General features: G+C 71.7%; 27 protein-coding genes and 2 tRNA genes. 17 read left to right on the top strand and 12 right to left on the bottom strand.

The window, feature by feature from the left end; translation table 11 throughout:
* Positions 1 to 56: 56 nt before the first annotated feature.
* A complete protein-coding gene (locus HGK68_RS14720) occupies positions 57 to 776 on the bottom strand; it encodes a winged helix-turn-helix transcriptional regulator (RefSeq protein WP_169166637.1) in 720 nt (239 codons plus the stop codon).
* Positions 777 to 943: 167 nt separating this feature from the next.
* Here HGK68_RS14720 and HGK68_RS14715 point away from each other — a divergent pair, with 167 nt between their 5' ends.
* From HGK68_RS14715 to dtd, 7 genes are all read left to right on the top strand, one after another.
* On the top strand, positions 944 to 1,690 hold the full coding sequence (locus HGK68_RS14715; protein WP_246260418.1) for a hypothetical protein: 747 nt from the start codon (positions 944 to 946) through the stop codon (positions 1,688 to 1,690).
* Between the two features lie 136 nt (positions 1,691 to 1,826).
* Entirely contained in the window at positions 1,827 to 2,378 is a 552-nt protein-coding gene (locus tag HGK68_RS14710; protein ID WP_169166635.1) for a heme-binding beta-barrel domain-containing protein, read from the top strand.
* Positions 2,375 to 3,508 carry a CAF17-like 4Fe-4S cluster assembly/insertion protein YgfZ gene (gene ygfZ / locus HGK68_RS14705; RefSeq protein ID WP_169166634.1) on the top strand — a complete coding sequence of 378 codons (1,134 nt, stop codon included), beginning with the start codon at positions 2,375 to 2,377 and terminating at the stop codon, positions 3,506 to 3,508. Before HGK68_RS14710 ends, ygfZ begins: the two co-directional genes overlap by 4 nt.
* Positions 3,505 to 4,608, top strand: coding sequence for an FUSC family protein (locus HGK68_RS14700; RefSeq protein ID WP_246260416.1), 1,104 nt, complete (start codon positions 3,505 to 3,507; stop codon positions 4,606 to 4,608). Before ygfZ ends, HGK68_RS14700 begins: the two co-directional genes overlap by 4 nt.
* Positions 4,609 to 4,624: 16 nt before the next feature.
* Positions 4,625 to 4,942 carry a DUF2516 family protein gene (locus tag HGK68_RS14695; protein WP_246260415.1) on the top strand — a complete coding sequence of 106 codons (318 nt, stop codon included), beginning with the start codon at positions 4,625 to 4,627 and terminating at the stop codon, positions 4,940 to 4,942.
* A 2-nt stretch (positions 4,943 to 4,944) separates the two neighbouring features.
* Entirely contained in the window at positions 4,945 to 6,039 is a 1,095-nt protein-coding gene (locus tag HGK68_RS14690) for an asparaginase (protein ID WP_169166633.1), read from the top strand.
* Positions 6,039 to 6,473, top strand: a complete 435-nt coding sequence (dtd, locus tag HGK68_RS14685) for a D-aminoacyl-tRNA deacylase (protein WP_169166632.1) — start codon at positions 6,039 to 6,041, stop codon at positions 6,471 to 6,473. The genes HGK68_RS14690 and dtd overlap by 1 nt, the downstream gene beginning before the upstream one ends.
* Here the strand turns inward: dtd and HGK68_RS14680 are convergent, their stop codons facing one another.
* Positions 6,474 to 6,857: a YchJ family protein gene (locus HGK68_RS14680; RefSeq protein ID WP_169166631.1), complete on the bottom strand. Its 384-nt coding sequence runs from the start codon at positions 6,855 to 6,857 to the stop codon at positions 6,474 to 6,476.
* Between the two features lie 76 nt (positions 6,858 to 6,933).
* Between HGK68_RS14680 and HGK68_RS14675 the strand changes: the two genes are divergently transcribed.
* The 6 genes from HGK68_RS14675 to HGK68_RS14650 all read left to right on the top strand — a co-directional run bounded on the left by HGK68_RS14675 (position 6,934) and on the right by HGK68_RS14650 (position 10,584).
* Positions 6,934 to 8,202 (top strand): threonine/serine exporter family protein, encoded by a 1,269-nt coding sequence (locus HGK68_RS14675; RefSeq protein WP_169166630.1) that lies wholly within the window; start codon positions 6,934 to 6,936, stop codon positions 8,200 to 8,202.
* 51 nt (positions 8,203 to 8,253) lie between these two features.
* Positions 8,254 to 8,342: transfer RNA gene (locus HGK68_RS14670), tRNA-Ser, on the top strand.
* A gap of 78 nt (positions 8,343 to 8,420) precedes the next feature.
* Positions 8,421 to 9,335, top strand: a complete 915-nt coding sequence (locus HGK68_RS14665; protein WP_169166629.1) for a hypothetical protein — start codon at positions 8,421 to 8,423, stop codon at positions 9,333 to 9,335.
* 194 nt (positions 9,336 to 9,529) lie between these two features.
* Positions 9,530 to 9,838: a hypothetical protein gene (locus HGK68_RS14660; RefSeq protein WP_169166628.1), complete on the top strand. Its 309-nt coding sequence runs from the start codon at positions 9,530 to 9,532 to the stop codon at positions 9,836 to 9,838.
* Between the two features lie 182 nt (positions 9,839 to 10,020).
* Complete coding sequence (locus HGK68_RS14655; RefSeq protein WP_169166627.1) at positions 10,021 to 10,428, top strand: hypothetical protein; 408 nt, start codon at positions 10,021 to 10,023, stop codon at positions 10,426 to 10,428.
* An 83-nt stretch (positions 10,429 to 10,511) separates the two neighbouring features.
* Positions 10,512 to 10,584, top strand: a tRNA-Arg gene (locus HGK68_RS14650).
* Positions 10,585 to 10,647: 63 nt separating this feature from the next.
* Here HGK68_RS14650 and HGK68_RS14645 read toward each other — a convergent pair.
* From HGK68_RS14645 to HGK68_RS14635, 3 genes are read right to left on the bottom strand one after another with little or no spacing between them, the layout of a single operon-like run.
* The gene (locus tag HGK68_RS14645; protein ID WP_169166626.1) at positions 10,648 to 11,049 is read right to left on the bottom strand and encodes a MerR family transcriptional regulator; all 402 of its coding nucleotides are present in this window, start codon (positions 11,047 to 11,049) and stop codon (positions 10,648 to 10,650) included.
* Complete coding sequence (locus HGK68_RS14640) at positions 11,046 to 11,996, bottom strand: aldo/keto reductase (RefSeq protein WP_169166625.1); 951 nt, start codon at positions 11,994 to 11,996, stop codon at positions 11,046 to 11,048. Before HGK68_RS14640 ends, HGK68_RS14645 begins: the two co-directional genes overlap by 4 nt.
* A 58-nt stretch (positions 11,997 to 12,054) precedes the next feature.
* Positions 12,055 to 12,624, bottom strand: a complete 570-nt coding sequence (locus HGK68_RS14635; protein ID WP_169166624.1) for a TetR/AcrR family transcriptional regulator — start codon at positions 12,622 to 12,624, stop codon at positions 12,055 to 12,057.
* Positions 12,625 to 12,659: 35 nt separating this feature from the next.
* On the opposite strand from HGK68_RS14635, the gene HGK68_RS14630 reads away from it, so the two are divergent.
* From HGK68_RS14630 to HGK68_RS14620, 3 genes are all read left to right on the top strand, one after another.
* Entirely contained in the window at positions 12,660 to 13,667 is a 1,008-nt protein-coding gene (locus HGK68_RS14630) for an alpha/beta fold hydrolase (protein ID WP_169166623.1), read from the top strand.
* Positions 13,668 to 13,833: 166 nt separating this feature from the next.
* Entirely contained in the window at positions 13,834 to 15,999 is a 2,166-nt protein-coding gene (locus tag HGK68_RS14625; RefSeq protein ID WP_169166622.1) for a S1 family peptidase, read from the top strand.
* A 51-nt stretch (positions 16,000 to 16,050) separates the two neighbouring features.
* On the top strand, positions 16,051 to 17,121 hold the full coding sequence (locus HGK68_RS14620; RefSeq protein ID WP_169166621.1) for a YihY/virulence factor BrkB family protein: 1,071 nt from the start codon (positions 16,051 to 16,053) through the stop codon (positions 17,119 to 17,121).
* A gap of 42 nt (positions 17,122 to 17,163) precedes the next feature.
* Here the strand turns inward: HGK68_RS14620 and HGK68_RS14615 are convergent, their stop codons facing one another.
* Entirely contained in the window at positions 17,164 to 18,189 is a 1,026-nt protein-coding gene (locus HGK68_RS14615; protein ID WP_169166620.1) for an L-idonate 5-dehydrogenase, read from the bottom strand.
* The gene (locus HGK68_RS14610) at positions 18,186 to 19,565 is read right to left on the bottom strand and encodes an MFS transporter (protein WP_169166619.1); all 1,380 of its coding nucleotides are present in this window, start codon (positions 19,563 to 19,565) and stop codon (positions 18,186 to 18,188) included. Before HGK68_RS14610 ends, HGK68_RS14615 begins: the two co-directional genes overlap by 4 nt.
* Positions 19,566 to 19,720: 155 nt before the next feature.
* Here HGK68_RS14610 and HGK68_RS14605 point away from each other — a divergent pair, with 155 nt between their 5' ends.
* Positions 19,721 to 20,422: a GntR family transcriptional regulator gene (locus tag HGK68_RS14605; RefSeq protein ID WP_206155760.1), complete on the top strand. Its 702-nt coding sequence runs from the start codon at positions 19,721 to 19,723 to the stop codon at positions 20,420 to 20,422.
* A 22-nt stretch (positions 20,423 to 20,444) separates the two neighbouring features.
* On the opposite strand, the gene HGK68_RS14600 is transcribed toward HGK68_RS14605, so the two are convergent.
* From HGK68_RS14600 to mmsA, 5 genes are all read right to left on the bottom strand, one after another.
* On the bottom strand, positions 20,445 to 20,993 hold the full coding sequence (locus HGK68_RS14600) for a TetR/AcrR family transcriptional regulator (protein WP_169166618.1): 549 nt from the start codon (positions 20,991 to 20,993) through the stop codon (positions 20,445 to 20,447).
* Entirely contained in the window at positions 20,990 to 21,913 is a 924-nt protein-coding gene (locus HGK68_RS14595; protein ID WP_169166617.1) for an LLM class flavin-dependent oxidoreductase, read from the bottom strand. The genes HGK68_RS14600 and HGK68_RS14595 overlap by 4 nt, the downstream gene beginning before the upstream one ends.
* Positions 21,914 to 21,986: 73 nt before the next feature.
* Complete coding sequence (locus tag HGK68_RS14590) at positions 21,987 to 23,093, bottom strand: substrate-binding domain-containing protein (protein WP_169166616.1); 1,107 nt, start codon at positions 23,091 to 23,093, stop codon at positions 21,987 to 21,989.
* A gap of 80 nt (positions 23,094 to 23,173) precedes the next feature.
* Entirely contained in the window at positions 23,174 to 24,466 is a 1,293-nt protein-coding gene (gene mmsB / locus HGK68_RS14585) for a multiple monosaccharide ABC transporter permease (RefSeq protein WP_169166615.1), read from the bottom strand.
* Positions 24,467 to 24,476: 10 nt separating this feature from the next.
* Positions 24,477 to 26,024, bottom strand: a complete 1,548-nt coding sequence (gene mmsA / locus HGK68_RS14580; protein WP_169166614.1) for a multiple monosaccharide ABC transporter ATP-binding protein — start codon at positions 26,022 to 26,024, stop codon at positions 24,477 to 24,479.
* Between the last annotated feature and the right edge of the window lie 131 nt (positions 26,025 to 26,155).

Genomic DNA, 26,155 nt, shown 5'->3' with positions numbered 1-26,155 from the left:
CCCAGGGGTCGACGGCTGGACCGCCGACCAGACTTCCCGGCACACCGCGGACGATTCTAGGCGTCCGCGCCGACCTCCGCCTGCGCTTCGGTGGCCCGGCGGTCCTTGGGCGGGTCGAACCGGTAGCCCACGTTGCGCACGGTGCCGATCAGCTGCTCGTGCTCCGGTCCGAGCTTGGCGCGCAGCCGCCGCACGTGCACGTCGACCGTCCGGGTGCCCCCGTAGTAGTCGTAACCCCAGACCTCCTGGAGCAGCTGGGCCCGGGTGAACACCCGCCCGGGGTGCTGCACCAGGTACTTCAGGAGCTCGAACTCCTTGTAGGTGAGGTCGAGCGGACGGCCACGCAACCGGGCGGTGTAGCCCCCGGCGTCGATCATCAGGTCGCCGGAGGCGATCTCCTGCGGCCCGTCGTCCTGGGAGGAGTTCGCCGCGCGCTCGATGACCAGACGGAACCGGGTCTCGACCTCCGCCGGGGTGGCGTTCTCCAGCACGATGTCGTCGGCGCCCCACTCGGCGGTGACCACCGTCAGGCCGCCCTCGGTGAGCACGAGCACCAGCGGGACCGTCAGGCCGGTGGCGCGCAGCAGCCGGCAGGTGGTGCGGGCGGTCACCAGGTCGCGGCGTGCGTCCAGCACCACGATGTCGGCGTCCGGGGCGTCCACCAGCGCGGACGGTTCCACGGGCAGCACCCGGACGCGGTGGGACAGCAGGCCGAGCGCAGGGAGAACCTGGGACGACCCGCCGGATGCGGGTGTGAGCAGAAGCAGATCGGCCACTGGCGGCTCCCCTCCCTGTGGCGAAGTGGGGGACACGATAGCCCCCGCGTTTTTCCCGGATGTGACCGGGATGTCACGCGCCGGACACGGACCGTCGATCCGCCCGGTGCGCGGGCCTGCGGTCCGAGTCTGTCAGGATGGCGGGCGTGCAGGCGTCGAATCGGGCCGTGACCTCGGCAGTGCTGGCGACCCTGGTGGCGGTCGCCGGTGTGGTCGGCGACCTCACGCTGGCCGGACACAGCGGTCCGGTGCTGGGCGGGCTGTTGATCGCTCTGGGTGTGCTGTTCGCGGTCGGCTGGCCCCTGGTCGCCGGGCTGCCCGCGCGCTGGCACTCGGCCGTGGTGATCGCCCTGGGTGGTGTCGCCGCGGTGCTGGCGGTCTGGCTGTCCACCGAGCAGGCGATGTTGAACCCGGTGCCCGCGGTGTTCGCCGGTGTGGTGCTGGCGGCCTTCGTCATGCAGCTGGTCCGGCGGGACGGTCGGGAACGGCTGGTCGAGTCGGTGGCCGGGACGGTGGCCGGTGCGTTGGTGCCGGTGTGTTCGGTGGGCTGGCTCGCCGCCGAGCGGACGGTCGCCGGGGATGCGGTGGTGGTGACCGGTGCGGTGGCGCTCGCCGTCGGGTCGGCGATCAGCGCGCTGCCCTTCGACGGGTGGCTCCGGGTCGGGATCGTGGTCGGCGGTTCGACAGCCGCCGGTGCCGTGGTCGGGGTGGCGCTGCCGGTGATCGGGCTGTTGTCCGGCACCCTGCTCGGGCTGGCGGTGGGCATCCTGGTCGCCGCCGCCACCGAGCTGTTCCGGCGCCTGGACCACGAGGGCGAGCAGTGGGAGCGGGCGGCGCTGCTGTCCGTCGCGACCCTGCCGGTGGCGGTCACCGGCATCCTGGTCTACCTGGCCGGGCGGGTCCTGATCGGGTGAGGCTTGAGTGCCGTCGTTAGGATCGGCACATGGAGCCTCTGGAACTCGTCTTCATCGGCCTGCTGGTCGTCTCGGCCGTCGCGATCGCCTGGTTCGCCGGGTACGTCGTGTACCGCCTGTTCACCGGTCAGCGCTGATGGCCTTCACCATCCCTGAGGGCCTCGCGCCCGAGCTGTACCCGCTGGCCTGGCTGGTCGGCCGCTGGTCGGGCGAGGGCGTGCTCGGTTACCCCGGCGTGGAGGAGACCTCCTTCACCCAGGAGATCGAGATCGACCACGACGGCGGGCTGTACCTGTCCTACCGCTCGGTGATCCGGCTCGTGGTCGCCCCGGATGACGTCTCCGCGCTCGACGGCGAGCAGGACGCACCGGTGTGGTCGACCGAGTCGGGCTACTGGCGCATCCCGCCGGCGCGGCCGGAGGGCATGGGCTCGGAGCTGTTTCCCGTGGAACTGCTGCTCGCGGACCCGTCGGGGCACGTCGACGTGTATGTCGGCGCGACCGGCAACGGCCGGATCGACCTGGTGAGCGACCTGATCGCCCGCACCGAGACCGGTGCCGAGGTGACAGCGGGCAAGCGGCTGCTCGGCCTGGTGAACGGCGACCTGATGTGGGCGCACGACATGGCGGCCTTCGGTCAGCCGATGCAGTCCTACGCCTCGGCGCGCCTGACCCGGGTCGAGGCGTGAACAGTCCGCTGCTCGCCCGGCACGGCGCTGTCCCGGCCACCGGGCCGGACGCCGGGGTCGCCTGGCACTACGGCGACCCGACCGCCGAGCAGCGTGCGCTGACCCGCGGCGGCGCGGTGGTGGACCAGTCGCACCTCGGCGTGGTCCGGGTCGTCGGTCCGGATCGGCTGAGCTGGCTGCACTCGATCACCTCGCAGCAGCTGGACGACCTACCGCCGCGGACCAGCACCGAACTGCTGGTGCTCAGCCCGCAGGGTCACATCGAGCACGCGGCCGGGGTGGTGGACGACGGCGAGGCGACCTGGCTGATCTCGGAGACCGCGCCGGAGCTGGCCGCCTGGCTCGACCGGATGAGGTTCATGCTCCGGGTCGAGGTCGCCGACGTCACGGCCGACTGGGCGGCGCTGGCCGAGCCGGTGGACGCCGAGGGTGCGGCGGGGGAGTCGATCACCTGGCGCGACCCGTGGCCGACCACCGCACCCGGGGGCACCCGCTACGGCCCGGCCGACGACGTGCACCCCGGCAACGACCGGCGCTGGCGGCTGGTGCTGGTGCCACGGGAGCGTCTGGTCGAGGAGGTCGCGGCCCGGGAGGCGGCCGGCTGGCCGTTGGTCGGCACCTGGGCGGCCGAGGCGGTGCGGGTCGAGGCGCTGCGACCGCGGTTCGGCCGGGAGGTCGACCACCGCACGATCCCGCACGAGCTGGACTGGCTGCGCACCGCGGTGCACATGCACAAGGGCTGCTACCGCGGGCAGGAGACCATCGCGCGGGTGCACAACCTGGGGCGTCCGCCGCGCCGGATCGTGCTGCTGCACCTGGACGGTTCCGGGCATCTGCTGCCGGAGGACGGCGCCACGGTGCGGCTGGTCGGCGACCTGCGCACCGGGGGCGAGGCGGGCCGCGAGGTCGGCCGGGTCACCAGCCTGGTCCGGCACCACGAGCTCGGCCCGGTGGCGCTGGCCGTGGTCAAGCGCTCGACTCCGGTGGACGTCGAACTGGTCGTGGACTGCGACGGCGGGGTTGTCTCCGCCGGGCAGGAGGAGATCGTGCCGGGTGAGGGCGTGTCGGTCGACCGCCCGGCGGCGCACGGACCGCTGACCCGCGGTCTGGGCGGCCACCCGATGCTGTGAACACCTCGCACTGGCCCCGGATCGCCGTCGAGGCCCGGGTCCGGCAGGGCTGGTCCCGGGTCCGCACCGCGTTCTGGCCGGTGATGCAGGCGGCGATGGCGGCCGGGGTCGCGTTCTGGTTGGCGCACGAGCTGCTGGGGCACCAGGCGCCGTTCTTCGCGGCGGTGGGGGCTTGGGTGTCGCTGGGCTTCAGCGCCGACCGCGACCTGCGCCGGGTGGCCGAGCTGGCGGTCGGGGTGGCCCTCGGGGTCGCGCTGGGCGACGTGGTGGTGCACGTGATCGGCACCGGCGCCTGGCAGGTCGCCGCGGTGCTGGTGGTGTCGGCGTTCATCGCCCGGTTCATCGACCGCGGTCCGATGCTGACCACCCAGGCCGGGGTGCAGTCGATCGTGATCGTCGGGCTGCCGACCGTCGCCGCCTCCGGTGGGCCGGTCGGGCGCTGGACCGATGCGGTGGTCGGTGGCCTGGTCGCGTTGGCGGTGGCCGCGCTGATCCCGCGCGACGTCCGTCGTCGACCCCGGGCGCAGGGCAGGACGGCGGTCGAGGAACTGGCGGCGATGCTCGGCGTGCTGGCCAAGGGGATGCGCACCCACCAGCCGTCGGACATCGAGGACGCGCTGATGCGGGGCCGTGCCACCGAACCGGCGCTCGCCGAATGGCAGGACGCCTGTGCCGCCGCCCGTGACCTGGCCCGGGTGTCACCGGCGGCCCGGCGGCACCGCACCGAGCTGCAGTGGCTGAACCGGTCCGCCGTGCGCACCGACCGGGCAGTGCGCAACGCGCGTGTGCTGGCCCGGCGCACCAAGGCGACCCTCGGCACCCCGGAGCACGGGCACGACCTGTCCACGCTCGCCGACATCGTGCAGCGCACCGCCCTGGCCGCCGAGGACCTGGCGGCCGCGCTCGGATCGGGGTCGGAACCCCTGCGGGCCTCCACCACGCTGCTGGTGCTGGCGGAGGAACTGGACCCGTTCACCCTGGCCCCTGACGACTGGCAGGTGCAGTCCCTGGTGCTGTTGATCCGGTCCCTGGTGGTCGACCTGTTGGAGGCCAGCGGCGTCGACTCGGCGCAGGCTCACGAGGCGCTGCCGGAGATCTGACCCGTAGGCTCGGCCCGTGATCTTCGGCAACGTGCAGTTCATCCTGTTCTCGCTGTTCTACTTCGCCGTCTTCGTGCTGTGCGTCTGGGCGCTGATCGATGCCGCCCGCCGTCCGGCCGGTGCCTATGTCGCCGCCGGGAAGCGGACCAAGCAGCTGTGGCTGATCGTGCTCGGGGTGGCGACGGCGGTGTCCTTCATCGCCCTGCCGCCGCTGGGTGCGCTGCGCTTCCTCGCCCTGCTCGCCGCGGTCGCCGCTGTGGTGTACCTGGTCGACGTGAAGCCCGCGATCAGCGGGTACTCCGGCGGCGGGCGCTCGTCCCGGGGCGGGTGGTGAGCATGCCGGGCATCCGACCGGGCGGACCGTTGTTCGCCGAGCACCTGCACGCTGCCGCCGCCGTGGTCACGGCAGCCGGGGCACGGGACATCGCGACCGACGCGGTGCCGCTGGCCCGGGTGGTCCGCGGTGATCTGGTCGAGTCCGTGCACGCCGGGCACCTGGTGGTGCTCGGGCCGGACGGCGACGTGCGGCTGGCCCTGGGCGACCCCGGGGTGACGGTGCTGGCGCGCTCGTCCCTCAAGCCGTTGCAGGCGGTGGGGATGCTGCGCGCCGGACTGAGCAGCGTGCACCCGACCCCGGAGCAGCTCGCGCTGGCCTGCGCCTCGCACAACGGGGAGCCGGACCACCTGCGGGTGGTGCGCGCGATGCTGGCCGCCGCCGACCTGACCGAGGACGACCTGGCGAACACGCCGGACATGCCGCTGGACCCGGAGGCGGCCTTCGCCTGGCGCACCGAGGGGCACGGACCGGCCCCGCTGACCCAGAACTGCTCCGGCAAGCACGCGGCGATGCTGATGACCTGCGCCGCCCACTCCGGCGAGTTCGGCTGGGACACCGACTCCTACTGGGAGCCCGAGCACCCGGTGCAGATCGCCGTCCAGGCTGCGGTGGAGGAGCTCACCGGCGTGCCGGTGGAGCACACCACCATCGACGGCTGCGGCGCGCCGCTGTTCTCCACCTCGCTGACCGGACTGGCCAAGGCCTTCGGCCGGATCGCCCGCGCCGGGGCCTCCTTCGGTGGTTCGGCGCGGTCCGGGATCGAAGTGGCGGCGCTGCCCGAGGCCCAGGTGGCGTTGGCGATGAGCGAGCACCCGGAGCTGGTCGGCGGCACCGGCCGGGACGTCACACGGGCGATGCGGGCTGTCCCCGGACTGGTCGCCAAGGACGGCGCCGACGGCGTGTACGCGGCCGGGCTGCCCGACGGGTCGTCGCTGGCGTTCAAGATCGTCGACGGCGGTGCCCGGCCCCGGCCGGTGGTGCTGGCCGCGGCGCTGAAGGTCGCCGGCGTCGATCCCGCGCTGGTCGAGGACCTGGGCGAGGTCCCGGTGCTCGGGCACGGCGAGCCGGTGGGCGCGGTGGTGGCGGCGTTCTGATGCGGGCGGTGATCCAGCGCGCGCACGGCGCCTCGGTCCGGGTGGACGGCACGGTGGTCGGGGCCTTCGAGGGGGAGGGCCTGGTGGTGCTGGTCGGGGTGACCCACGGCGACGGACCCGCCCAGGCCGAGCACATCGCCCGCAAGATCGCCGACCTGCGACTGCTGCGCGGTGAGCGCTCGGTGACCGAGGCCGGGGCGCCGGTCCTGGTGATCAGCCAGTTCACCCTCTACGGCGACGCCCGCAAGGGTCGGCGACCGACCTGGAACGCGGCGGCGCCCGGTCCAGTGGCGGAGCCGCTGGTGGACGCCGTGGTCGCCGATCTGCGGGGACGCGGGCTGACGGTGGCGACCGGGGTGTTCGGTGCCGACATGGCGGTGTCGCTGGTCAACGACGGTCCGACCACCCTGCTGATCGAGTCCGAGGCGTCGTAGTCAGGACACCTGGCCGTCCAGGTACAGCCAACGCCCGTCCTCGCGCACGAACCGGCTGACCTCATGCATCGTCCCGGCACCCTGCGGTCCGCGGTGATACGCGGTGAAGGTCACCAGCCCGGCGTCGTCGAAGGGCCCGCCGCGCTCGGTGGCGTGGATGTCCAGCCGGTACCAGCGGTCCTCCGGGTCCAGCTCCAGCGACTCCGGCCGGGTGCGCGGGTGCCAGGTCGCCAGCAGGTACGCCGGGTCGCCGACGGCGAAGGCGCTGAACCGGGAGCGCATCAGCTGTTCGGCGGTCGGGGCCAGGGCGTGGCCGCGATGGAACCGCCCGCAGCAGTCGTCGTAGCGCAGGCCGCTCAGGCACGGGCACCGGGTCTCACTCACCGGCGCATCATGCCCGTCGCGGGCCCGGTTCGGACAGTCCCTGCTGCGTCGCCGCCGCGCCCGGCATCATGGTCCGGTGCCGACCCAACCCACAGATGACGAGCTGGAACTGATCCGGCAGTCCGGTGTCGCCCTGCGGGTGGGGCGACTCAGCCTGTCCGCGGGCACCGGCTCCTACCGGGTGAAGTCGTCGATGGCGCGGGTCGCCACGGCCCTGGGCATCGACCGGCACCAGGCCCATGTCACCCTGACCGAGATCACCACCACCTCGCACCGGGGCCACTCGTTCCGCACCGAGGTGACCGAGGTCCGCAGCGTCGGGATCAACGCCGACCGGCTGTCGGAGCTGGAACGCCTGGCCGGGTCGCTGGCGGCGAACGACCGCCGGGTGACGGTCGAGGAGATCTCCGCCGACCTGGACCGGATCGAGTCCAAGCCGCTGCTCTACCGCCCGGCGGTCAACGCGCTGTGGGCGGCGATCGCCTGCGCCGCCTTCGCGTTCCTGAACAACGGCGGCCCGGTGGAGATGGCGGCGGTGTTCGTCGGCGCGTGGCTGGGACAGCTGGTGCGACGACTCCTGCTGCACCGCGGGCTGAACCAGTTCGGCGTGACGATGGTCGCCGCGGCGCTCGCCTGCCTGACCTACCTCGGGGTCGTCTCGGTCGTGCACCAGCTCGGGGCGACCGAGACCCGGCACGCGGCCGGGTACATCTCCGCGGTGCTGTTCCTGATCCCCGGTTTCCCGCTGGTCACCGGTGGACTCGACCTGGCCAAACTCGACTTCTCCGCCGGGGTGGCGCGACTGTCCTACGCGCTGGTGGTGCTCACCTCGGCGGCGCTCGCGGTGTGGGGCGTGTCGACCATCGCCGGGCTGTCACCCGATCCCGCGGTGCCCCCGGCCTTCGACCCGGTGCTGCTGACCGTGCTGCGGCTGATCGCCAGCTTCGTCGGCGTGCTCGGCTTCGCCCTGATGTTCAACAGCCCGTGGCGGATGGCGGTCGCCGCCGCGACCGTCGGGATGGTCGCCAACACGGTGCGGCTGCTGCTGGTGGACGCCGACATGCCGGCGCAGGCGGCGGCCGCCTGCGCCGCGCTGCTGGTCGGCGTGCTGGCCGCCGTGATCGCCCCGCGGATGCGGATCCCGCGCATCACCGTGTCGGTGCCGGCGGTGGTCATCATGGTGCCGGGTGCCGCCGCCTACCGGGCGATCTTCCACCTCTCCAACGGCGACACCACCCAGGCCCTGGCCTACGGGGTGCAGGCAGGACTGGTGGTGATCGCGCTGTGCATCGGGCTGGCGGTGGCCCGGATGGTGAGCGACCGCGAGTGGGCGTTCGAGCGTTGATCGGCCGCGCTTTGCCGCTGGGCGCGCAGGCCAGGTACGCTGGCTCAGCTTGGAGACGTCGCATAGTCAGGTCTAGTGCGCGACCCTGCTAAGGTCGTGAAGGGGCAACCCTTCCGTGGGTTCAAATCCCACCGTCTCCGCTTCCGAGGTCGAAGAGCCTCGTGAAACCCCGCTCCGGATCGCTCCGGGGCGGGGTTTTCTGCACGTACGCTGACCGCGTGACGACGACGTCCGAGTTCGACAGCTTCGGCCCGTGGATCGACGAGGTCCGCTCCGCCGACCAGGTGCCCCGCCTGTTCAGCGGCTACCCGCTCGACCTGGCGACCGCCCGGCTGGTGCTCAAGGTGCCCCGGAACATCACCCGGCGGGACGCGACGCCGGACATGGACCTCTACGACCACCTGCTGGTGCTGGACGACCACCGCCTGCTGGCTCTGACCCGGCGCGAGGACGCTGCCACGGGTTTCACCGTCGAGCAGGTGCCGCTGTCCGGCATCGCGTGGGTCCGGGACACCGTCAACCTGCTGGCGGGGACCCTGACCGTGGCGGCGCGGGACGGCGCGACCGTGACCGTGCCCTACAACGGGTCGAGCCGGGAGCGGGTGCAGCGGCTGATCGACGCCCTGCTGGCAGACGCCGCCGGTGCGGGGCCGAGTCGGACCGGTGCCACGCTGATCGACGTCGGACGCGAGCACGCCGACCCGGTGGCGGCCTTCGACCTCGGACGTGAAGACCAGGGGCTGGTCGGCGACCTGCGGGACCTGGTGCGGCACCGGCCCTGGTTCCGGCCGTGGGTGGGTCACGGTCGACGACGGGTGCGCGGCGGGCTGTCCCCGGTCACCGTGCAGGCGGCGGTGCTGGCGGAGGACGAGGGGGTGCTGGAGATCCTCGGGCGACACGAGTGGCTGCTCGGCGGTCGCCAGCCGGTGCACTCCTCCGGGCGGCTGATCGTGCCCTTCGAGGCGATCGAGGACGTCCGGGTCGCCGGGCATCCGCGATTCGCCAGTGCGGTGATCGGCGGGTTCCGGGTGGGCGCCTCGGAGGTCGAGATCATCGTCCCGGAAGGATCCGGGGCACACCGGGTGCTGGACGCGACCGCCCGATCGACGGTAGGCAGTCCGTACGGCAACTGACCTCAGGGGGAGTCATCCGCACCGTCTCGCGTGTCCTGCTGTCCATCGTCGTCGCCGCTGCCACCCTGGTCGCGATCGGCTACTCCACCATCCGGGCCTCGTCCGGTCGAGCGGGTCTGGCCCTCGACCTCGGCAATGCGCCGTCGCACATCGTCGGGTCGGCCGTTCCCTGGCTGCCCTACCTGCTGGTCGCCGTGGTCGCCGGGATCGTCCTGGTGCTGGCCGGGCGACGATGGGTGCTCCCGGGCGTCGTCGCGGTCACCGCTCTGGTGCTGGTCGTCGTGCTGCTGGCCACCGGACCATCCGGCCAGCTCAACCCGTTCGTCGACGCCCAACCGAACCTGCTCGGCTGGGCCGTCCGCGGCGCCGATTCGACGGCCACGCACGTGCTGATCGTCGCGCTGGCTGGACTCGCCCTGGGGTGGTGGGGTCGTCCGTCCGATGCAGGTCAGCGGCCGCCGGGTCCGCCCCAGGGACGACCCGAGAACGATCCTCCAGGCTGATCCGCGCGTACCCCGTCCCGAGGAAGACTCGATCCCATCGACGCCACCCAGGCGTCCGGAGGGGATCGGAGCACACCATGGGCAAGCTCGTGGCCGCCGTCGCGGTGACCGGAATCGTCGCCGTCGTGGCCCGCAAGCTGTGGCGCGACCACCAGGCCGCCGCCTGATCGGATCCGAGCATCGTGTCCGCCACCGCCGTCGTCATCCCGCTGCTGTCCGCCCCCGTGGCGACCGGCCACCACCCCCGTCGTGCGATCGAACTCGCCGCCGGGCCGCGTGCCGCCGCGGCGGGTCGTCAGTGGATCGATCGTTGCCTGGCGTTGGAGGGCGTCCCGGCAGCGCAGCGTCCACGGATCCGGCTGGTGGCGACCGAACTGCTCCGGGAGGCGGTCACCTGCACCCACCCGGACGACCGGTTGCTGCTGGAGCTCGACCTGCGCGCGGAGGGCGCGCTGGTCGGGGTCCGCGATCCCAGTCGGATGCAACAGGTCAGCCACCGCACCGAACTGGCTGCGCGACTCGGCGGTGAGTGGGGCATCGAATGGCCCCCCACCGGCGGCCGGCGGGTGTGGTGCCGGGTGGGCATGTGACCACTGTGATCCGCGTGACGTGACAGCGAGTTTGGGTTGGAGGGCCTGAACCTGTAGTCTCATCTGCGGCCCTCCGGGGTGGCGCGCCTGTAGCTCAATGGATAGAGCATCTGACTACGGATCAGAAGGTTGGGGGTTCGAGTCCCTCCAGGCGCACAGACGAAGAACCCCCGTCCGGGACACCGGGCGGGGGTTCTTCGCGTTCGGGACGGCACCCGTTCAGGTGTCGGTCGGATCGGCGCCCGGCACCGTCGATGCAGCGTCGACCCGGCTGAAGTGCGCGATCTTGTCGTCCAGCACCGCGATCGCCCGGTCCAGCACCGCGGCCCGGGCGGCCAGCGCCGCCCGGCGGTCCCGCAGGAATGCCACCGGGTCGGCGGTGGCGCGGCGGCGGTGCAGCAGATCGCAGAACGTGCGCAGGTCGGCGATGCCGAGTCCGGCGTCGCGCATGCAGGTGATGACCGCGATCCAGGCGAGGTCGTTCTCGGAGAACACGCGGTGGTTGGCGCCGTCGCGGTCGAGCGGCCCGATCAGCCCCTCGTCCTCGTAGTAGCGCAGCGCGTCGACCGACAGTCCGGTCCGGGTGCTCGCCTCGCCGATCGTGACCGGTGTGGTCGTCATGCCGTGCCTCCGTCGTCGAGCTCCGCGCGTGCGTCCTCGTCCAGGTGCAGGTCGCGGGCGTCCATCGCTTCGTCGAGCTGCGCGAGGGTCGAGGGGCCGATGATCGGGGTGACCCGCGGCGAACCGTCCAGCAGCCATGCGAGCACCACCTGGTTGCTGGTGGCACCGTACCGCTGGGCGACCCGTGCGAGGGTGGCGAGCCGCCGCTCGGTGTCGGGGTGGCGGTAGGCGTCCTGCAGCCGATCCGGGTGGGTGAACGCCCCGCCGAGCAGGGTGGTGTACGACCACAGGTCGAGTCCTTCGGTGGCCGCGTAGTCCAGCGCCTCGGGGGAGGCGACGACATGACCGGTGTCCGGCAGCGGGGCGAACGGGATCGGCTGCAGGTAGGTGTGCCGCAGCTGGAGTGCGGTGAACGACGGCACCGCGGCGGTTCGGGCGAGTGTGCGCGCCCGCTCGACCCGCCAGGTGGCGTGGTTGGACGCCCCGATCCGGCCGGCCCGTCCCGAGCTGACCAGCGCGCCGAGGGCGCTCACCTGGGCCGCGAGGTCCACCGCGCGGTCCTCGACGTGGGCCCAGAGCAGATCGACGTGGTCGGTGCCCAACCGGTCGAGCGAGTGCCCGATCGCCCGGTCGATCGCCGTGGGGCTGAGGCCCTCCCAGGATGCGGGCCAGACGCCGGGCGTGACCGGGTCGGCGCCCAGTTTGGTGGAGATCCGGACCTGGTCGCGCACGCCGGGGTGGGCGCGGAACCACGCGCCGAGTGTGGCCTCGCTCGTCCCACCGCGACCGGAGGGCGAGAGCCAGCACGCGTAGTTGTCGGCCGTGTCGAGCCAGCGTCCACCTCGCTCGACGTAGCGGTCGAGCAGGGCGAAGGCGGTCGGCGCCTCCACGCGGGTGCCGTAGGACATGGTGCCGAGTGCGAGGGTGCGGGTGTCGGTGGTGGTCATGGCAGGGATCGCACCACCTGGAGCGCGCACCAGGTCAAGCGTGGGCGGGCGTCGGCCGCTACGTCCGCAGCGGCCACACCGCGTCGGCGAGGATGCCGACCGCCCAGTCCGTGTCCTCCGCCGGGTCCTGGTGCACCAGGTGGAGCGCGAGGCCGTCGACCAGGGCGTGCACGCGCCGGGCCGCCGTGTCGTCGGGGGTGCCCGCGACCAGCTCCACCACCGAGCGGCACACCCGCGCGATGGCGTCATGGGCCTCGCCGTACGCGACCCGGACGGCGGGATTGGTGGGGGCCAGCGACGCCAGGGCGAGGAACACCTCCATCTCCACCCGGCGCTCGGCGTCCAGCGGCAGCAGCTGTTCGAGGCAGCTGAGGGCGAGGGTGGCCGGGTCGGTGGCGGGGTCCAGCGCCGCGATCCGGGCGGTGACGCGCTCCGAGACCAGCCGCAGGCAGTACACCCGCAGGGCGTCTTGGGTGGGGAACCGCCGCCGCAGCGAGGCGGTGGCGAGCCCTGCCTCGTCGGCGACGTTGCGGACGGAGAACGCGAGCACGCCATCCCTGGTCAGCACCGTCCAGGCGGCTTCGGCGATGACCCGGTCGCGTTCGGCGTGATCGATCAACCTCGGCATCCGGCGATTGTACACAGTCGTGTTAGCATCCATTTATGAGTACGAGTGTGTTCAAAAAGAGATGGCTGGTCCTCGCCGCGGTCCCGGTCGTGCTGGCCGGGCTGCTCGGTGTGGCCGTGCTGGTGGAGAACGCGCGGACGGCCGCCGGTCGGGATGCGCATCCGATGCCGGGGCAGCTGGTCGATGTCGGTGGTCACCGCGTGCACGTGGTCCAGCAGGGGACCGGTGGCCCGACCGTGGTGCTGGAGGCGGGCAGCGGCGAGGTCGCGTCGGGCTGGGCGGACGTGGCGGCCGGCCTGGACGACCTGACCACCGTGGTGCGGTACGACCGCGCGGGCACCGCGTGGAGCGAGCCCGCCGAGGAGCCGCGCACCGCCGAGGCCGTGATCGCCGACCTGCGGACCGCTCTCCGGGAGATCGACGCACCCGAGCCGTACGTGCTGGTCGGTCACAGTCTGGGCGGCCTGTACGTCAGGGAGTTCGCCCGTCGGTACCCGGAGGAGGTCGCGGGGCTGGTCCTGGTGGACGCCCGACCCGAGGACGATGCCCGTCGCACGGCCGCTCTGCTGCCGGACGGGGCGGGCACCTCGGCGTTGCCCACCTGGATCCCGAGCCTACTGAAGGCCACCGGAGTGCTGCGCTTCGACGGCGGGTCGCTGCTGGAGGGGTTGGTCCCGGCGGATCAACGGCAGGAGTTCCTGAACGTGACGGCCTCGCCGACCTACTTCAGTACTCAGCGAGACGAGGCCGACCGGATCTCGACCACCGAGGACGCGCTGCGGGGACAGGACCTGGGCGACCTCCCGGTGCGGATCATCGCGCGGGGGCTGCCCCAGGACTATGCCGCTGCCGGGGTGGACGCCGAGACCGGGGCCGAGCTCGAACGGATCTGGCAGGACGGGCAGCGACGGATGCTCGCGCTCTCGACCGACAGCAGCCTGGTGGTGGCCGAGCGCAGCGGACACCTGATCCCCGCCGAACAGCCCGAGATCGTCGTATCGGAAGTACGCGCGTTGTTCGCCGATATCGGGCAATTGCCCTGAAATAGCATGCGCCCCTCCCGCTGTGCCGTTCGAGATGGCATGATGCGGCTCGCTGAACCGCCCGCTCGGGAGTCTCAGCAACCGACGATTCCGGGTGGTGCCAGCCATGATTCCTGTCCTGCTCCGTGCACGCAGCAGCGCCGCGACTCGACGCCGGGTGGCGACGGTGGCGACTGCCGCCCTGGTGATCGGGCTGGCGGGCGGCATCACCGCGCCGACGGCCAGCGCCGACGATGCCGTCGCCCCGACGGCGGGCGCCGCCTTCGACGAGCAGGCGGTGGCACTCCTCGGGGTGGACGGGGTGGAGTCGGTCACCACGGACGGCGAGGGCAATGTGGTCCTGGCGGTGACCACGCCGGAGGACGACCTAGCCCCGCCGGCGGAGGAGTTCGTCACGGAGCACAGCAATGTGGACGTCCAGGTGATCGATGCGCCATTCAGCGCATTGGCCAGCACCGATGTCGTGGCCGGCGCCGGATATGTCGGGCTGTTGGACGACGGATCCGGATTCCTGTGCTCGATCGGATTCACCGGATTCTCGCCCAGTGGCCGTCCGGCGGTGATCTCGGCCGGCCATTGCACCGGCGACGGTCTGGTGAGCCGAACCCTGCTCACGGTTCCGAGCGGCGACCCCGCCGGTGGTGGCGGCTCGGTGCGGACGCAGGCCGAGTTGGGCACCTTCGGGTACTCGCAGTTCGGCGGTCCGGGCAATACCGCGGGCGACACGGACCGGAACGCCACGGACGTCTCGGTGATCGACGTGACGAACACCAGCCTGACCCTGCGGCCCTGGGTGACCAACTGGGCGACCCCTGCCGACCTGTCCCAGTCGGCCCGCCCGGTCACCGCCGTGGGCACCGCCGAGGTCGGCGGCCAGGTGGTGAAGTCGGGTCGTACTACCGGGCTGACCGAGGGCACCGTCGGAGCCTTCGGCTGGGCCCGGGTGGACGGCCGGCTGGTCTACGGGTTCGAGACGAATGTGCGTTCCGACCACGGTGACTCCGGGGGAGCGGTGCTGCAGGGCGGCACGGCGGTCGGTGTGGTGTCGGGTGGGACGACCTCCGGGGGAGCGCCGCTGATGTGGGCGGCCGACCTGCCGACGGCGCTGGCCCGCACCGGCGGGTACACGGTGGCGGTGAGTCTGGCCGCGCCGGTGCTGGTCGGCCCGGCGGCGAATGCCACGATCGAGGCGGGCGCACTGGTGAGCGGCACCGCGCCCGCGAACACCACGCTGGCGGTGCAGTCGTCGGTCGGGGAGTCCTTCCAGGTGCCCGTGACCGCGGCCGGGACCTGGTCCTTCCCCGCGACCACGACCACCGGGTCGGTGAGCTACACGCTGACGGTGCGGTCCGGCTACTCCGCCTCCGCGCCGTTGGTGGTCGGGTACACGGTGGTGACGCCGAACGCGCGGCCGATCGGGCAGATCGACGCGGCGACGGCGAGCGGGCGGCAGCTGACCGTCTCCGGGTGGACGCTCGACCCGGACACCTCGGACTCGATCCCGGTGCACGTCTACGTGGACGGGACGTTCGCCGGTTCGGTGACCGCGAGCGGTTCGCGTCCCGACGTGGAGCGGGCGTACGGCAAGGGGGCCGCGCACGGGTTCAGCTGGTCGTCGACGGTGGCCTATGGCTCGCACCAGGTGTGCGTCTACGCCATCGACTCCGCCGGTGGACCGAACCCGTCCCTCGGCTGCCGGACGGTGTCGGTGAGCAATGCGGCGCCGATCGGGAACGTGGATGCGGTGTCGGCCTCGGGCAACGCGCTGCGGGTGTCCGGGTGGGCGTTGGATCCGGACACCTCGGACTCGATCCCGGTGCACGTCTACATCGACGGCACGTTCGGCGGTGCGGTGACCGCGACCGGTACCCGCCCCGACGTCGAGCGGGCCTACGGCAAGGGGGCCGCCCACGGGTTCAACTGGTCGTCGACCGTGGCCTATGGCTCGCACCAGGTGTGCGTCTACGCCATCGACTCCGCCGGTGGACCCAATCCGTCCCTCGGCTGCCGGACGGTGTCCGTGACCAACGCCGCGCCGATCGGGAACGTGGACGCGGTGTCCACCTCCGGCTCGCGGCTGACCGTGTCCGGCTGGGCGCTGGATCCGGACACCGCGGACTCGATCCCGGTGCACGTCTACGTCGACGGCAAGGCGGTGCTCGCGCTGGCCGCCAACCGCGCCCGGCCGGATGTCGACCGGGCGTACGGCAAGGGGGCCGCGCACGGCTTCGTCGCCTCGGCCACCGTCGCTCCGGGGTCGCACCGGGTGTGCGTGTACGCCATCGACTCCGCGGGCGGTGCGAACCCGCTGCTGGGCTGCCGGACCAGCTGAGCCCGGGACCCTCGTGTGGCGGGGCGGATCAGCTGGGGTGAACCTGGCGGCATGTCCCACGCCGACGACGAGCAGCCCAGCACCGCACGCGACGCCACCGCTCCGGCGCCGGACGACCCGCGCAAGCCGGACTCGCCCGACGACCTGACCCGACGGTCCTGGACCTACGTGCTCCGCACCACGCTCCGGGAATTCGGCCACGACCAGTGCACCGACCTGGCGGCGGCGCTGACGTATTACGCGGTGCTGGCCATCGCGCCGGGCCTGCTGGCCGTGGTGTCGATCCTGGGACTGGTCGGCGACGGGCAGCAGTTGGTCGAGGACCTGGTGTCCACCGCGTCCGGCATCGTCGGCCAGGACACGGCTCAGGACACGCTCAAGCCGATCCTGGAGAACATCTCGAACTCCCCGGGCGCCGGGATCACCTTCGTGATCTCGCTGCTGGTCGCCCTGTGGTCGGCCTCCGGGTACGTCACGGCGTTCAGCCGCGGGATCAACCGGGTCTACGAGATCGACGAGGGCCGCCCGATCTGGAAGCTGCGCCCGGTGCTGCTGGTCGTCACCCTGGTGCTGGTGGTCATCGCGGTGCTGATCGTGGTCGCGGTGGTGCTCTCCGGCGGTGTCGCCGAGCAGGTCGGTGACGCGATCGGGCTCAGCTCGGTGGCGGTCACGGTGTGGGACATCGCCAAGTGGCCGGTGGTGCTGGCCCTGGTGGTGACCGCCGTGGCGATCCTCTACTACTTCACCCCGAACGTCCGGCAGCCCAAGTTCCGCTGGATGAGCGTCGGTGCCCTGGTCGCGGTGCTGGTCTGGATCGTCGCCTCGGTGGGCTTCGGGTTCTACGTCGCGAACTTCGGCAGCTACGGCAGCACCTACGGCTCGTTGGCCGGGGTGATCATCCTGCTGCTCTGGCTGTGGATCACGAACCTGGCGCTGCTCTTCGGCGCCGAGCTGGACGCCGAGATCGAACGCGGTCGGGAGCTGCAGGGCGGCATCGCGGCGGAGGAGTCCATCCAGCTGCCGCCGCGGGACACCCGGGCCAGCGACAAGAAGGCCGCCAAGCGCCGGGAGGACGTGCGCCGGGGACGGGCACTGCGGGAGTCGGCGCACCGAGACGAGTGAGCGGGGGCCCGGCACCCCCTGATGCCGGGCCCCCGCTGCGGCTCACCGCCCGAGGCGCAGCATCACCTTGCTGCTCCCGGTCGATCGGTCGGCGGCGGTCTCCATCGCCGCGCGGGCGTCCTCGAGGTCGAAGACGTGGGTCATCAACGGGTCGACCTCCAGCCCCTCGGCCAGGGCCGTGATCGCCTCGTCGACTTCCTCGGCGAACCGGTACGACCCGACCCAGGTCAGCTCCCGGGTGATCAGGTCGCCCAGCACCGCGGTGATCTCGGTGCCGGGCAGGTTCCCGACCTGGACCACGGTGCCGCCCTTCGCCGTCGCTCGCAGCACACCGCCCAGGGCGGCCGGCACCCCGGACGCCTCGAACACCACCGTGACGTCGGTGGGCAACGATGCGGTGCGGACGTCCACCGTGCCGTCGGCGCCCATCGCCCGGGCCACCGCCAGCGAGTCGGCGGAGACATCGGCCGCGATCACCTCGGCGGCACCCGCCCGGCGGGCCGCCGCGACCACCAGCGACCCGATGGGTCCGGCGCCGTTCACCAGGACGGTGCGACCGCGCAGGTCCGGCACCCGTCCGACGGCGTGGATCGCCACCGCGAGGGGTTCGGCCAGCGCCGCGCGCTGGGTGTCGACGCCTGGCGGGAGCACCCGTACCTGGTCGGCGCGGACGGCCCGCAGTTCGCTGAACCCGCCGTCGGTGTGCGGGTCGAAGGCGGCCGATCCGAAGTACCGCACCTGGGGGTAGAGATTGGTGCGCCCGGCGAGCCGGTCGGGAAGCAGTCCGTCCCCGATCAGTTGCGCCGGTTGGAAGGTGACGGCGGTGCCGACCTCCAGCCCGCGCACCCCGGCGCCGACCGCCCGGATGCGCCCGGCGACCTCGTGGCCGAGCACCATCGGGTGCCGGAGCACCGCGGTGCCGGATCGCCCGTGCCGCCAGTACGCGAGGTCGGAGCCGCAGATGCCCCCCCATTCCATCGCGACCAGCACCTCACCGGGTCCGGCGGTGGGATCGGGCAGCTCGTCGACCCGCAGGTCACCGGCTCCGTGTACGACGACGGCTCTCACAGCGCATCCTCCAGTCGGGTGAGGTCGCGCCCACGGACCTCCGGCATCATCAGGGCGCCGATCAGGCCGATGGCGGAGTACGCCAGCAGCATGAGCGCGAGTGGCCACCAGGAGTGGAACAGCGCGGTGAGCGAGGCGGCGATGATCGGGCCGATGGCGGTCGACAGGATGCCGCCGACCTCCTTCGCCACCGCGAGCTGGGTGAACCGGGTCCGGGCGCCGAAGAGCTCGGCCATCGTCACCGACTCCAGGGAGAACAGCGCGAGCACGCTGACGTTGTGCAGCACGATGATGCCCAGGATGATCCCGACCGATGCCGGGGCACCGATCAGGGCCATGCCGGGGATCGCCAGCAGCGCTGAGGCGCCCAGGAACGCCAGGTACAGCGGTCGGCGCCCGTACTTGTCGGACAGCCAGCCGACCAGCGGGACCGTGACGAACCCGACCGCGGAGGAGATCAGGATCGCGTTGGTCGGCAGCGTCTTGGCCCGGCCCAGTTCGGTCACCAGGTAGGCGACCAGGAAGGTCTGGATCAGGCCCGAGTTCCCGGCCTGGCCGAACCGGAGCATCAGGGCCACGAAGAACGCCCGGCCCTTGCGCTGGCTGACGACGGCCCGGGCGGCGTCGTCGTCCTGCGCGGCGCGCTCCCGCAGTTCCTGGGAGCTGAGCGCCTTGCCGTCCACGACGTCCGGCCGGTCCTCGAACACCGGCGATTCCTTGAGGTGCATCCGGATCCACATCGCGAGGAACAGCACCAGGAACGACCCCAGGAACGGGATGCGCCAGCCCCAGCTCAGGAGTTGGTCCTCACTGAGCAGGGCGACCAACAGTGCCCACAATCCGGTGGCGACCAGGGTCGCGGAGTTGGTGCCGAGCGCCACCAGCGACCCGATCAGGCCGCGCTTGTCCCGCGGCGCGTACTCGGTGAGCATCGTGGTCGCGCCGGCGATCTCCGCGCCGGCTCCGAAGCCCTGGATCAGCCGGAGCGTGACCAGCAGGATCGGGGCCAGCACGCCGACCTGGGCGTAGGTGGGCAGGGCGCCGATCAGGGTGGTGGCGATGCCCATGAGGGCGATGGTGAAGAACAGCACGCCCTTGCGGCCCACCCGGTCGCCCATCCGACCGAAGACGAAGGCGCCGAGCAGTCGTGCGCCGTAGCCGACGCCGTAGGTCGCCATCGCCAGGATGATCGCGATGCCCGGTGCGGTGTCCGGGAAGAACAGCGGGGTGAAGACCAGGGCCGCTGCCAGGGAGTAGAGCTGGAAGTCCAGGAACTCCAGGGCGGTGCCGAGCCAACCGGAGACGGCGGCGCGGGTCAGGTCGGAGGTCGATCGTTGGGCGGGACCGGGTTCGGTGAGGGTGTCACGGGTGGTCATCAGGGCTCCTCTGTGTGCCGACCACGGAGCCCCGCCCGCCCGGATCACCGGCTCCGTCATCGGCCGACAACATTGTCTACCGCGCTTGTGCACAGCTCTTGTATGCAAGCATCGCCCGCCGGTTCCTGTCAACGAAATCCCAGTACGATGCAGCGGTGGAAGCCGTCAGGAGCAGCCGGGACGTGGTGTACGAGTCGATCCGGTCCCGCGTCCTGACCCTGGATCTGGCACCGGGCGCACCGCTGTCCGAGAACGAACTCGCCGCTGAGCTCGGGGTCTCGCGCACGCCGATCCGGGAGGGGCTGATCCTGCTGGCCCGCGAGGGACTGGTGCACGTCTTCCCGAAGGTGGGGTCCTTCGTCGCCCGGGTGGAGATCGAGCGCGTGCGGGACGCGCAGTTCCTGCGGGAGTCGGTCGAGCTCGGCTCGTTGCGGGACGTGCCGCGTGCACCCGACCCCGCCGTGGTGGCCGAGCTCCGGGCGAACCTGGACGACCAGCGAGCGGTGCTGAACGACCTGGAGGCGTTCTTCCGCCTCGACGAGGAGTTCCATCGCGGCCTGATGCGGCTGGCCGGTCACGACCGGGTGTGGCCCACGGTCGTCTCGGCCAAGGGGCACCTGGACCGCGCCCGCCGACTCGGTCTGCGCGAGGCGACCGCCGCACCGTTCCACGCGCAGCATGCGGCGATCCTCGATGCCGTGGTCGCTGGGCACGCCGATCAGGCGGTCGACCTCCTGCGCGGCCACCTGCGCGCGGTGCTGGCCGACATCGAGGCGGTGCGGGCGTCGCATCCCGAGCTGTTCGCCACCGGTGACCCCGGCGTCCCGGTGCGGCGGACCGTCGCGGTGTGGGGCTGATCGGCCGCCGTGTACCGGCTGGTCAGCGCAGGTCGCCGACCAGCCGGTACACGGCGGTGCGCACCCGGTCCTCGTCGAAGGGCTCGGTGCCCAGCTGACCGTGCAGCACCAGCCCCTCGATCAGGGCGTCGACCATCGGTGCCAGCTCGCTCGGGAAGTGCCGGGCCAACGACGCCCGGGAGCGTTCCATCCAGTCCTGGGTCAGCGCGCGGTAGCGCGGGTCGCGGGCCGCCAGGGCGTACAGCTCCGCCGACAGCACCAGATCGCGGCCGTAGTCGGTGCCGTGGGTGACGATGATCCGGACGACCGCCTCGCGCGGGTCCTCGCCCGCCGGGAGCTCGGCCATCATCCGGTCGAACCGGGCGTGCTGGGTGTCCGCGAGATGGCTGAACGCGGCGAACAGCATGTCGTCCCGGGTGGGGAAGTGGTAGGTCATCGACCCCATCGGCACGTCGGCCGCCTCGGCCACCGCCCGGTAGGTGGCACCGGCCGTGCCGTCGCGGGCGATCAGGTCCAGCACCGTCTCCACCAGGCGCTCGCGGCGGCCCGGGTCGGTGCGGCGCGCCCTCACAACACGGCTGCCAGCTCGCGCAGGGCGGCCATCGGGTCGGCGCCGACCGGGATGAAGACGCTGGAGGTGACCCCCGATGCGCCGAGCTCGGCGATCCGGGCGCGCACCTGGTCGACGGTCCCGGCCAGTGCCAGCTGCCGCACCCAGGCATCCGGCAGGTCCCGGGCGAACGACGCGCGGTCGACGGCGGTGCGGCGCAGCTCGGCCAGTGCGTCGGCGAAGGGCAGGGGCGCCAGGTGCGGCGCCCAGTCCGGCTCGCCGATCCACTCCAGGCCGGGGCGCGCGGCGGCCAGCGCCGCCGACTCGTCCTCGCGCACCACGCCGACGTTGTAGGCGACCACCGCATGGTCGCCCGCCGGGGCGATCGACCCGAGCGCGGCGCGGGTGTATTCCGGGGTGGTCGGCTCGGCCAGCACGGTGCCGTCCGCCAGCCGTCCCGACGCGGCCAGCGACTTCGGTCCGCGCACCCCGAACAGCAGCGGCGGCACCCGGTCCGGCACCACGGCGGGATCCAGGGCCAGATCGGCGGCCGACCCGCCGGACAGCAGGGCGCGCAGCGTGCGCACATAGTCGCTCAGGAAGCTCAACGGCTTCTCCGGCCAGCAACCGGCCTGCCGCATCCAGCCCGGCATGCCGTGCCCGATCCCGACGTCCACCCGGCCGGGGAACAGCTGCTCGAGGGTGGCGATCTCCATCGCGGCATAGGCGACGTTCCGCACGGCGGCGGGCAGGATGCCGATCCCGACCCGGATCCGCTCGGTGGCGGCCAGGGCGGCGGCGGCTTGCGCGAAGCCACCGCGGTAGCTGAGGTCCTCGACCAGCCACAGCTCGTCGTAGCCCAGCGCGTCGGCCTCGCGGGCGAAGGTGGTGAACTGCGCGGCGGGCAGGTCACGGGGCAGCATCACGCCGATCCTGGTCATGCCCAGAGTTCTATCAGAACACCCGGATAGACGACGAGGCCCCCACCGATGCGGGTGGGGGCCTCGTCCGCTCTCACTTGGTCAGCGGCGCCAGGGTGTCGTCCTTGGCGTAGACCTCGGCGGCGTTCTCCTTGGTGACGATCACCGGGGTGAGCAGGTAGCTCGGGACCACCTTGACCCCGTTGTCGTACGACTTCGTGTCATTGATCTCCGGCTCCTCGCCCTTCTGCAGGGCCTGGATCTCCTTGATGGTCTGGGCGACCAGCTCGCGGGTGTCCTTGTAGATGGTCGAGTACTGCTCCCCGGCCATGATCGACTTCACCGACTCGACCTCGGAGTCCTGTCCGGTGATCACCGGGGTCTCCTTGCCGGCCTGGGCCACCGAGGTGAGGGCGGCACGGGCCAGGGTGTCGTTCGGCGACAGGATGCCGTCCAGCTCGGTGTCGGCGTAGGAGCCGGACAGGATCGTGTCCATCCGCTTCTGCGCGTTCTCGGCCTTCCACCCCTGGGTGGCGATCTGCTCGAAGGACGTCTGCCCGGAGACCACGACCAGGGTGCCGTCGTCGATCTTCGGCTGCAGCACGCTCATCGCACCCTCGAAGAACGGGGTGGCGTTGGCGTCGTCCGGCGACCCGGCGATCAGCTCGATGTTGTACGGCCCGTCACCCTTGCGGGCGGCCAGCCCCTCCAGCAGCGACTTCCCCTGCAGGACACCGACCTGGTAGTTGTCGAAGGCCACGTACATGTCCACCGCATCGGTGTTCTTCACCAGCCGGTCGTAGGCGATGACGTGGGCGCCGTTCTCCTTGGCGGCCTCCAGCTGGGAACCGAGCTGGGAACCGTCGATGGCGCCGACCACGATCACGCTCGCGCCCTGCTCGGTCATCGCCTGGATCTGGTTCTGCTGCTCGGTGACACCGGAGTTGGCGAACTGGACGATCGGGTCGAACCCGGCCTCGGTCAGGCCGTCCTTGAACAGCTGCTCGGCGAGCACCCAGTTCTCGGAGGTCTTCTGCGGCAGCGCTACCCCGATCGTGGCGTCGGCGGCGAAGCCGCTGGACTCGGTGGCGCCGCCGGACGACTCGTCGTCGGAGCCACCGCGTTCGGAGGAGGAACAACCGGACAACAGGAGCGCTCCGGCGGCTCCGGCGGCGACCAGCGCCGCAGTCAGCTTCTTCATGGGTGATGTCACTCTTCCTCGGTTGAGCACCCGTCGTTGGATGCGGTCGAGCGCCGTGCCGGATGCTCCGGCACGGCGAATCAGTTGCGGGCGAGCGTCTCCGCGGGGGAGACCGGATTGGCGCCGGTGCCCTGGCCGCTGTCGTCGCCCTCGGGGTTCACCGGGCCGCGGCGCACGCCCTTGAGCAGGAGTCCGACGATCGACGGCCGGCCCTGGATCTTGTTGTAGACGTCGAAGGCGACGGCGGCGAGCAGCACCAGGCCCTTGATCATCTGGGTGCTGTCCGACCCGACGCCCATCAGCTGCAGGCCGTTGTTCAGCACCGCCATCACCAGGCCACCGATCAGCGACCCGACCACGGTGCCGACACCGCCGGAGACCGCCGCGCCACCGATGAACACCGCGGCGATCGCGTCCAGCTCCCAGTTGGTGCCGTCGAACGGTCCGGAGGCGGTGGACCGGCCGATGAAGATGATCCCGGCCAGCGCGGCGAGGATCGACATGTTCATCATCACGAAGAAGTTGGTCCGCCGGATGTTCACGCCGGACAGCGACGCGGCGATCCGGTTGCCGCCCACCGCGTAGACGTGCCGACCGGTGATCGTCCGGTTGGAGATGAACGCGTACACCAGCACCAGCACGACCAGGATCACGCCGGAGATCGGGAAGGAGGTGCCGTACCGCCCGGAGCCGAACAGCCAGGTGGCCCCGGCGATCACCGCGGCGAGCAGCACCACCCGCACCACCGACGCCCAGGTCGGGATCGGGGCACCGCCGAGTCGACGGGCCGAGCGACGACGCCGGGTCTCGCCGTAGACCAGCGCGGCGATGGCCAGGATGCCCAGCAGCAGGGTCGAGTTGTTCAACCCGGTGTTCGGCCCCCACTCCGGCAGGTATCCGGCACCCAGGAACTGGATCTCCTTCGGCACCGGCACGGTGTTCGACTTGCCGATGTACTGGTTGGCTCCGCGGAAGAACATCATCCCGGCCAGGGTGGTGATGAAGCCCGGGATGCCGACGTAGGCCACCCAGAATCCCTGCCAGGCACCGATCACCGCGCCCACCGCCAGGCCGAGCACGATGCCCAGCCACCACGGGATGCCCCAGTCCCGGATCGCCAGCGCCACGATGATGCCGACCACCGCCGCCACCGACCCCACCGACAGGTCGATGTGCCCGGCGATGATCACCAGCACCATGCCGATCGCCAGGATCAGCACGTAGGAGTTCCCGTTGATGATGTTCTGCGCATTGGTCGGGGTGAGCACCTTGCCGCCGGTGGCGAACTGGAAGATCAGCACCAGTGCGATCAGCGCGAACACCATGCCGAACTGCCGGGCGCCGCCGCCGAACAACTGCTTGAGTGACGTCATCGTCTGTCCTTCAGTGGGTGACTGCGGGGCTGGAACCGGTCATCAGGCGCATCAGGTCCTCCTGGTTCGCCTGCTCCCGGTCGAGGACACCGGTGATCCGGCCCTCGAAGATGGTGTAGATCCGGTCGCACAGACCGAGCAGCTCGGGCAGCTCGCTGGAGATGACCACCACGCCCTTGCCGGCGTCGGCCAGCCGCTGCACCAGGCCGTAGATCTCGTACTTGGCGCCGACGTCCACGCCCCGGGTCGGCTCGTCCAGGATCAGCAGGCCCGGCTCGGGGAACATCCACTTGCCGAGCAGCACCTTCTGCTGGTTGCCGCCGGACAGTTTGACGACGCCCTCGCGCACCGAGGGGGTCTTGATGTTCAACGACTTCCGGTAGTGCTCGGAGGCGATGAACGCGGTGTCGGTGTCCAGCACCCGGTGCTTCGTGATCCGCTTCAGATCCGCCGACACGATGGTGTCGAGGATGCTGTCCAGCAGGTTCAGGCCCTGGATCTTGCGGTCCTCGGGCACGTACGCGATGCCGTGGTCGATGGCCTGCTGCACCGTGGTCAGCTCGACCGGCTTGCCGTCGATCAGCAGCTGCCCGCCCCGCCAGCGCCCGTACGACCGGCCGAAGATCGACCGGGCCAGCTCGGTGCGACCGGCGCCCATGATCCCGGCGAAGCCGACGATCTCCCCGCGCCGGACGTGGAAGGTCGATCCCTTGCACACCAACCGGTCGGCGACCTGCGGGTGTTCGACCGTCCAGTCCTTCACCTCGAAGAAGACCTCGCCGATCTGCGGCGTGTGGTCCGGGAACCGGTGGTCCAGCGACCGGCCGACCATGCCGCGGATGATCCGGTCCTCGTCGACCTCACCGGCGCTCGCGTCCAGCGTCTCCACCGTGCGGCCGTCCCGGATGATGGTGATCGAGTCGGCGATGGCGGCGATCTCGTTCAACTTGTGGCTGATCATGATGCTGGTCAGGCCCTTGGCCCGCAGCCCGCGCAGCAGGTCGAGCAGGTGCTCGGAGTCCTCCTCGTTCAGCGCCGAGGTCGGCTCGTCCAGGATCAGCAGCTTCACGTCCTTGGACAGCGCCCGGGCGATCTCCACCAGCTGGGCCTGACCGACGCCGATGTTCTTCACCAGCTCGTCGGGTGAGGTGTCCAGGCCGACCCGGGCGAGCAGTTCGGCGGCGCGCTCGCGGGTGGTGTCCCAGTCGATGCCGAACGGGCCGGAGTTCTCGTTGCCGAGGAAGATGTTCTCCGCGATGGACAGCTCGCCGATCAGCGCGAGCTCCTGGTGGATGATCACGATCCCGGCGCGCTCGCTGGACTTGATGTCCTTGAACCGGACCTCCTCGCCCTGGTAGACGATCTGCCCGTCGTAGCTGCCGTAGGGGTAGACGCCGGAGAGGATCTTCATCAGCGTCGACTTGCCGGCGCCGTTCTCCCCGCAGATGGCGTGGATCTCGCCGGCGCGGACCGTCATCCGTACCTGGTCCAGGGCGCGCACGCCGGGGAACGTCTTGGTGATCGCCCTCATGTCGAGGACGACGGGGCTGTCCGGCATCGCGCCTGCTCTCTGTGCCGATCGTTCGTCGTTGAACGGCAGGACAGTAGGGACGCCGCGAGCTACGCGTCAACAGTTGAACGCAAAATCCACCCGCCGTTATCGTTCTGCAATGCGGCAGGGAGGGGATT

The sequence above is a fragment of the Cellulomonas taurus genome (assembly GCF_012931845.1).
Classification (GTDB): Bacteria; Actinomycetota; Actinomycetes; order Actinomycetales; family Cellulomonadaceae; genus Cellulomonas; species Cellulomonas taurus.
The sequence above is the reverse complement of the archived record's forward strand: the minus strand, read 5'-3'. Positions and strand labels throughout refer to the sequence as shown.

What these genes read in the sequence shown, in the direction of transcription:
- HGK68_RS14710 (WP_169166635.1), top strand. Translation starts at nt 1,827, where the DNA reads ATGGCCTTCACCATCCCTGAGGGCCTCGCGCCCGAGCTGTACCCGCTG.
- HGK68_RS14690 (WP_169166633.1), top strand. Translation starts at nt 4,945, where the DNA reads ATGCCGGGCATCCGACCGGGCGGACCGTTGTTCGCCGAGCACCTGCAC.
- dtd (WP_169166632.1), top strand. Translation starts at nt 6,039, where the DNA reads ATGCGGGCGGTGATCCAGCGCGCGCACGGCGCCTCGGTCCGGGTGGAC.
- HGK68_RS14645 (WP_169166626.1), bottom strand. Translation starts at nt 11,049, where the DNA reads ATGACGACCACACCGGTCACGATCGGCGAGGCGAGCACCCGGACCGGA.
- HGK68_RS14640 (WP_169166625.1), bottom strand. Translation starts at nt 11,996, where the DNA reads ATGACCACCACCGACACCCGCACCCTCGCACTCGGCACCATGTCCTAC.
- HGK68_RS14635 (WP_169166624.1), bottom strand. Translation starts at nt 12,624, where the DNA reads ATGCCGAGGTTGATCGATCACGCCGAACGCGACCGGGTCATCGCCGAA.
- HGK68_RS14630 (WP_169166623.1), top strand. Translation starts at nt 12,660, where the DNA reads ATGAGTACGAGTGTGTTCAAAAAGAGATGGCTGGTCCTCGCCGCGGTC.
- HGK68_RS14620 (WP_169166621.1), top strand. Translation starts at nt 16,051, where the DNA reads ATGTCCCACGCCGACGACGAGCAGCCCAGCACCGCACGCGACGCCACC.
- HGK68_RS14610 (WP_169166619.1), bottom strand. Translation starts at nt 19,565, where the DNA reads ATGACCACCCGTGACACCCTCACCGAACCCGGTCCCGCCCAACGATCG.
- HGK68_RS14595 (WP_169166617.1), bottom strand. Translation starts at nt 21,913, where the DNA reads ATGACCAGGATCGGCGTGATGCTGCCCCGTGACCTGCCCGCCGCGCAG.
- HGK68_RS14590 (WP_169166616.1), bottom strand. Translation starts at nt 23,093, where the DNA reads ATGAAGAAGCTGACTGCGGCGCTGGTCGCCGCCGGAGCCGCCGGAGCG.
- mmsB (WP_169166615.1), bottom strand. Translation starts at nt 24,466, where the DNA reads ATGACGTCACTCAAGCAGTTGTTCGGCGGCGGCGCCCGGCAGTTCGGC.
- mmsA (WP_169166614.1), bottom strand. Translation starts at nt 26,024, where the DNA reads ATGCCGGACAGCCCCGTCGTCCTCGACATGAGGGCGATCACCAAGACG.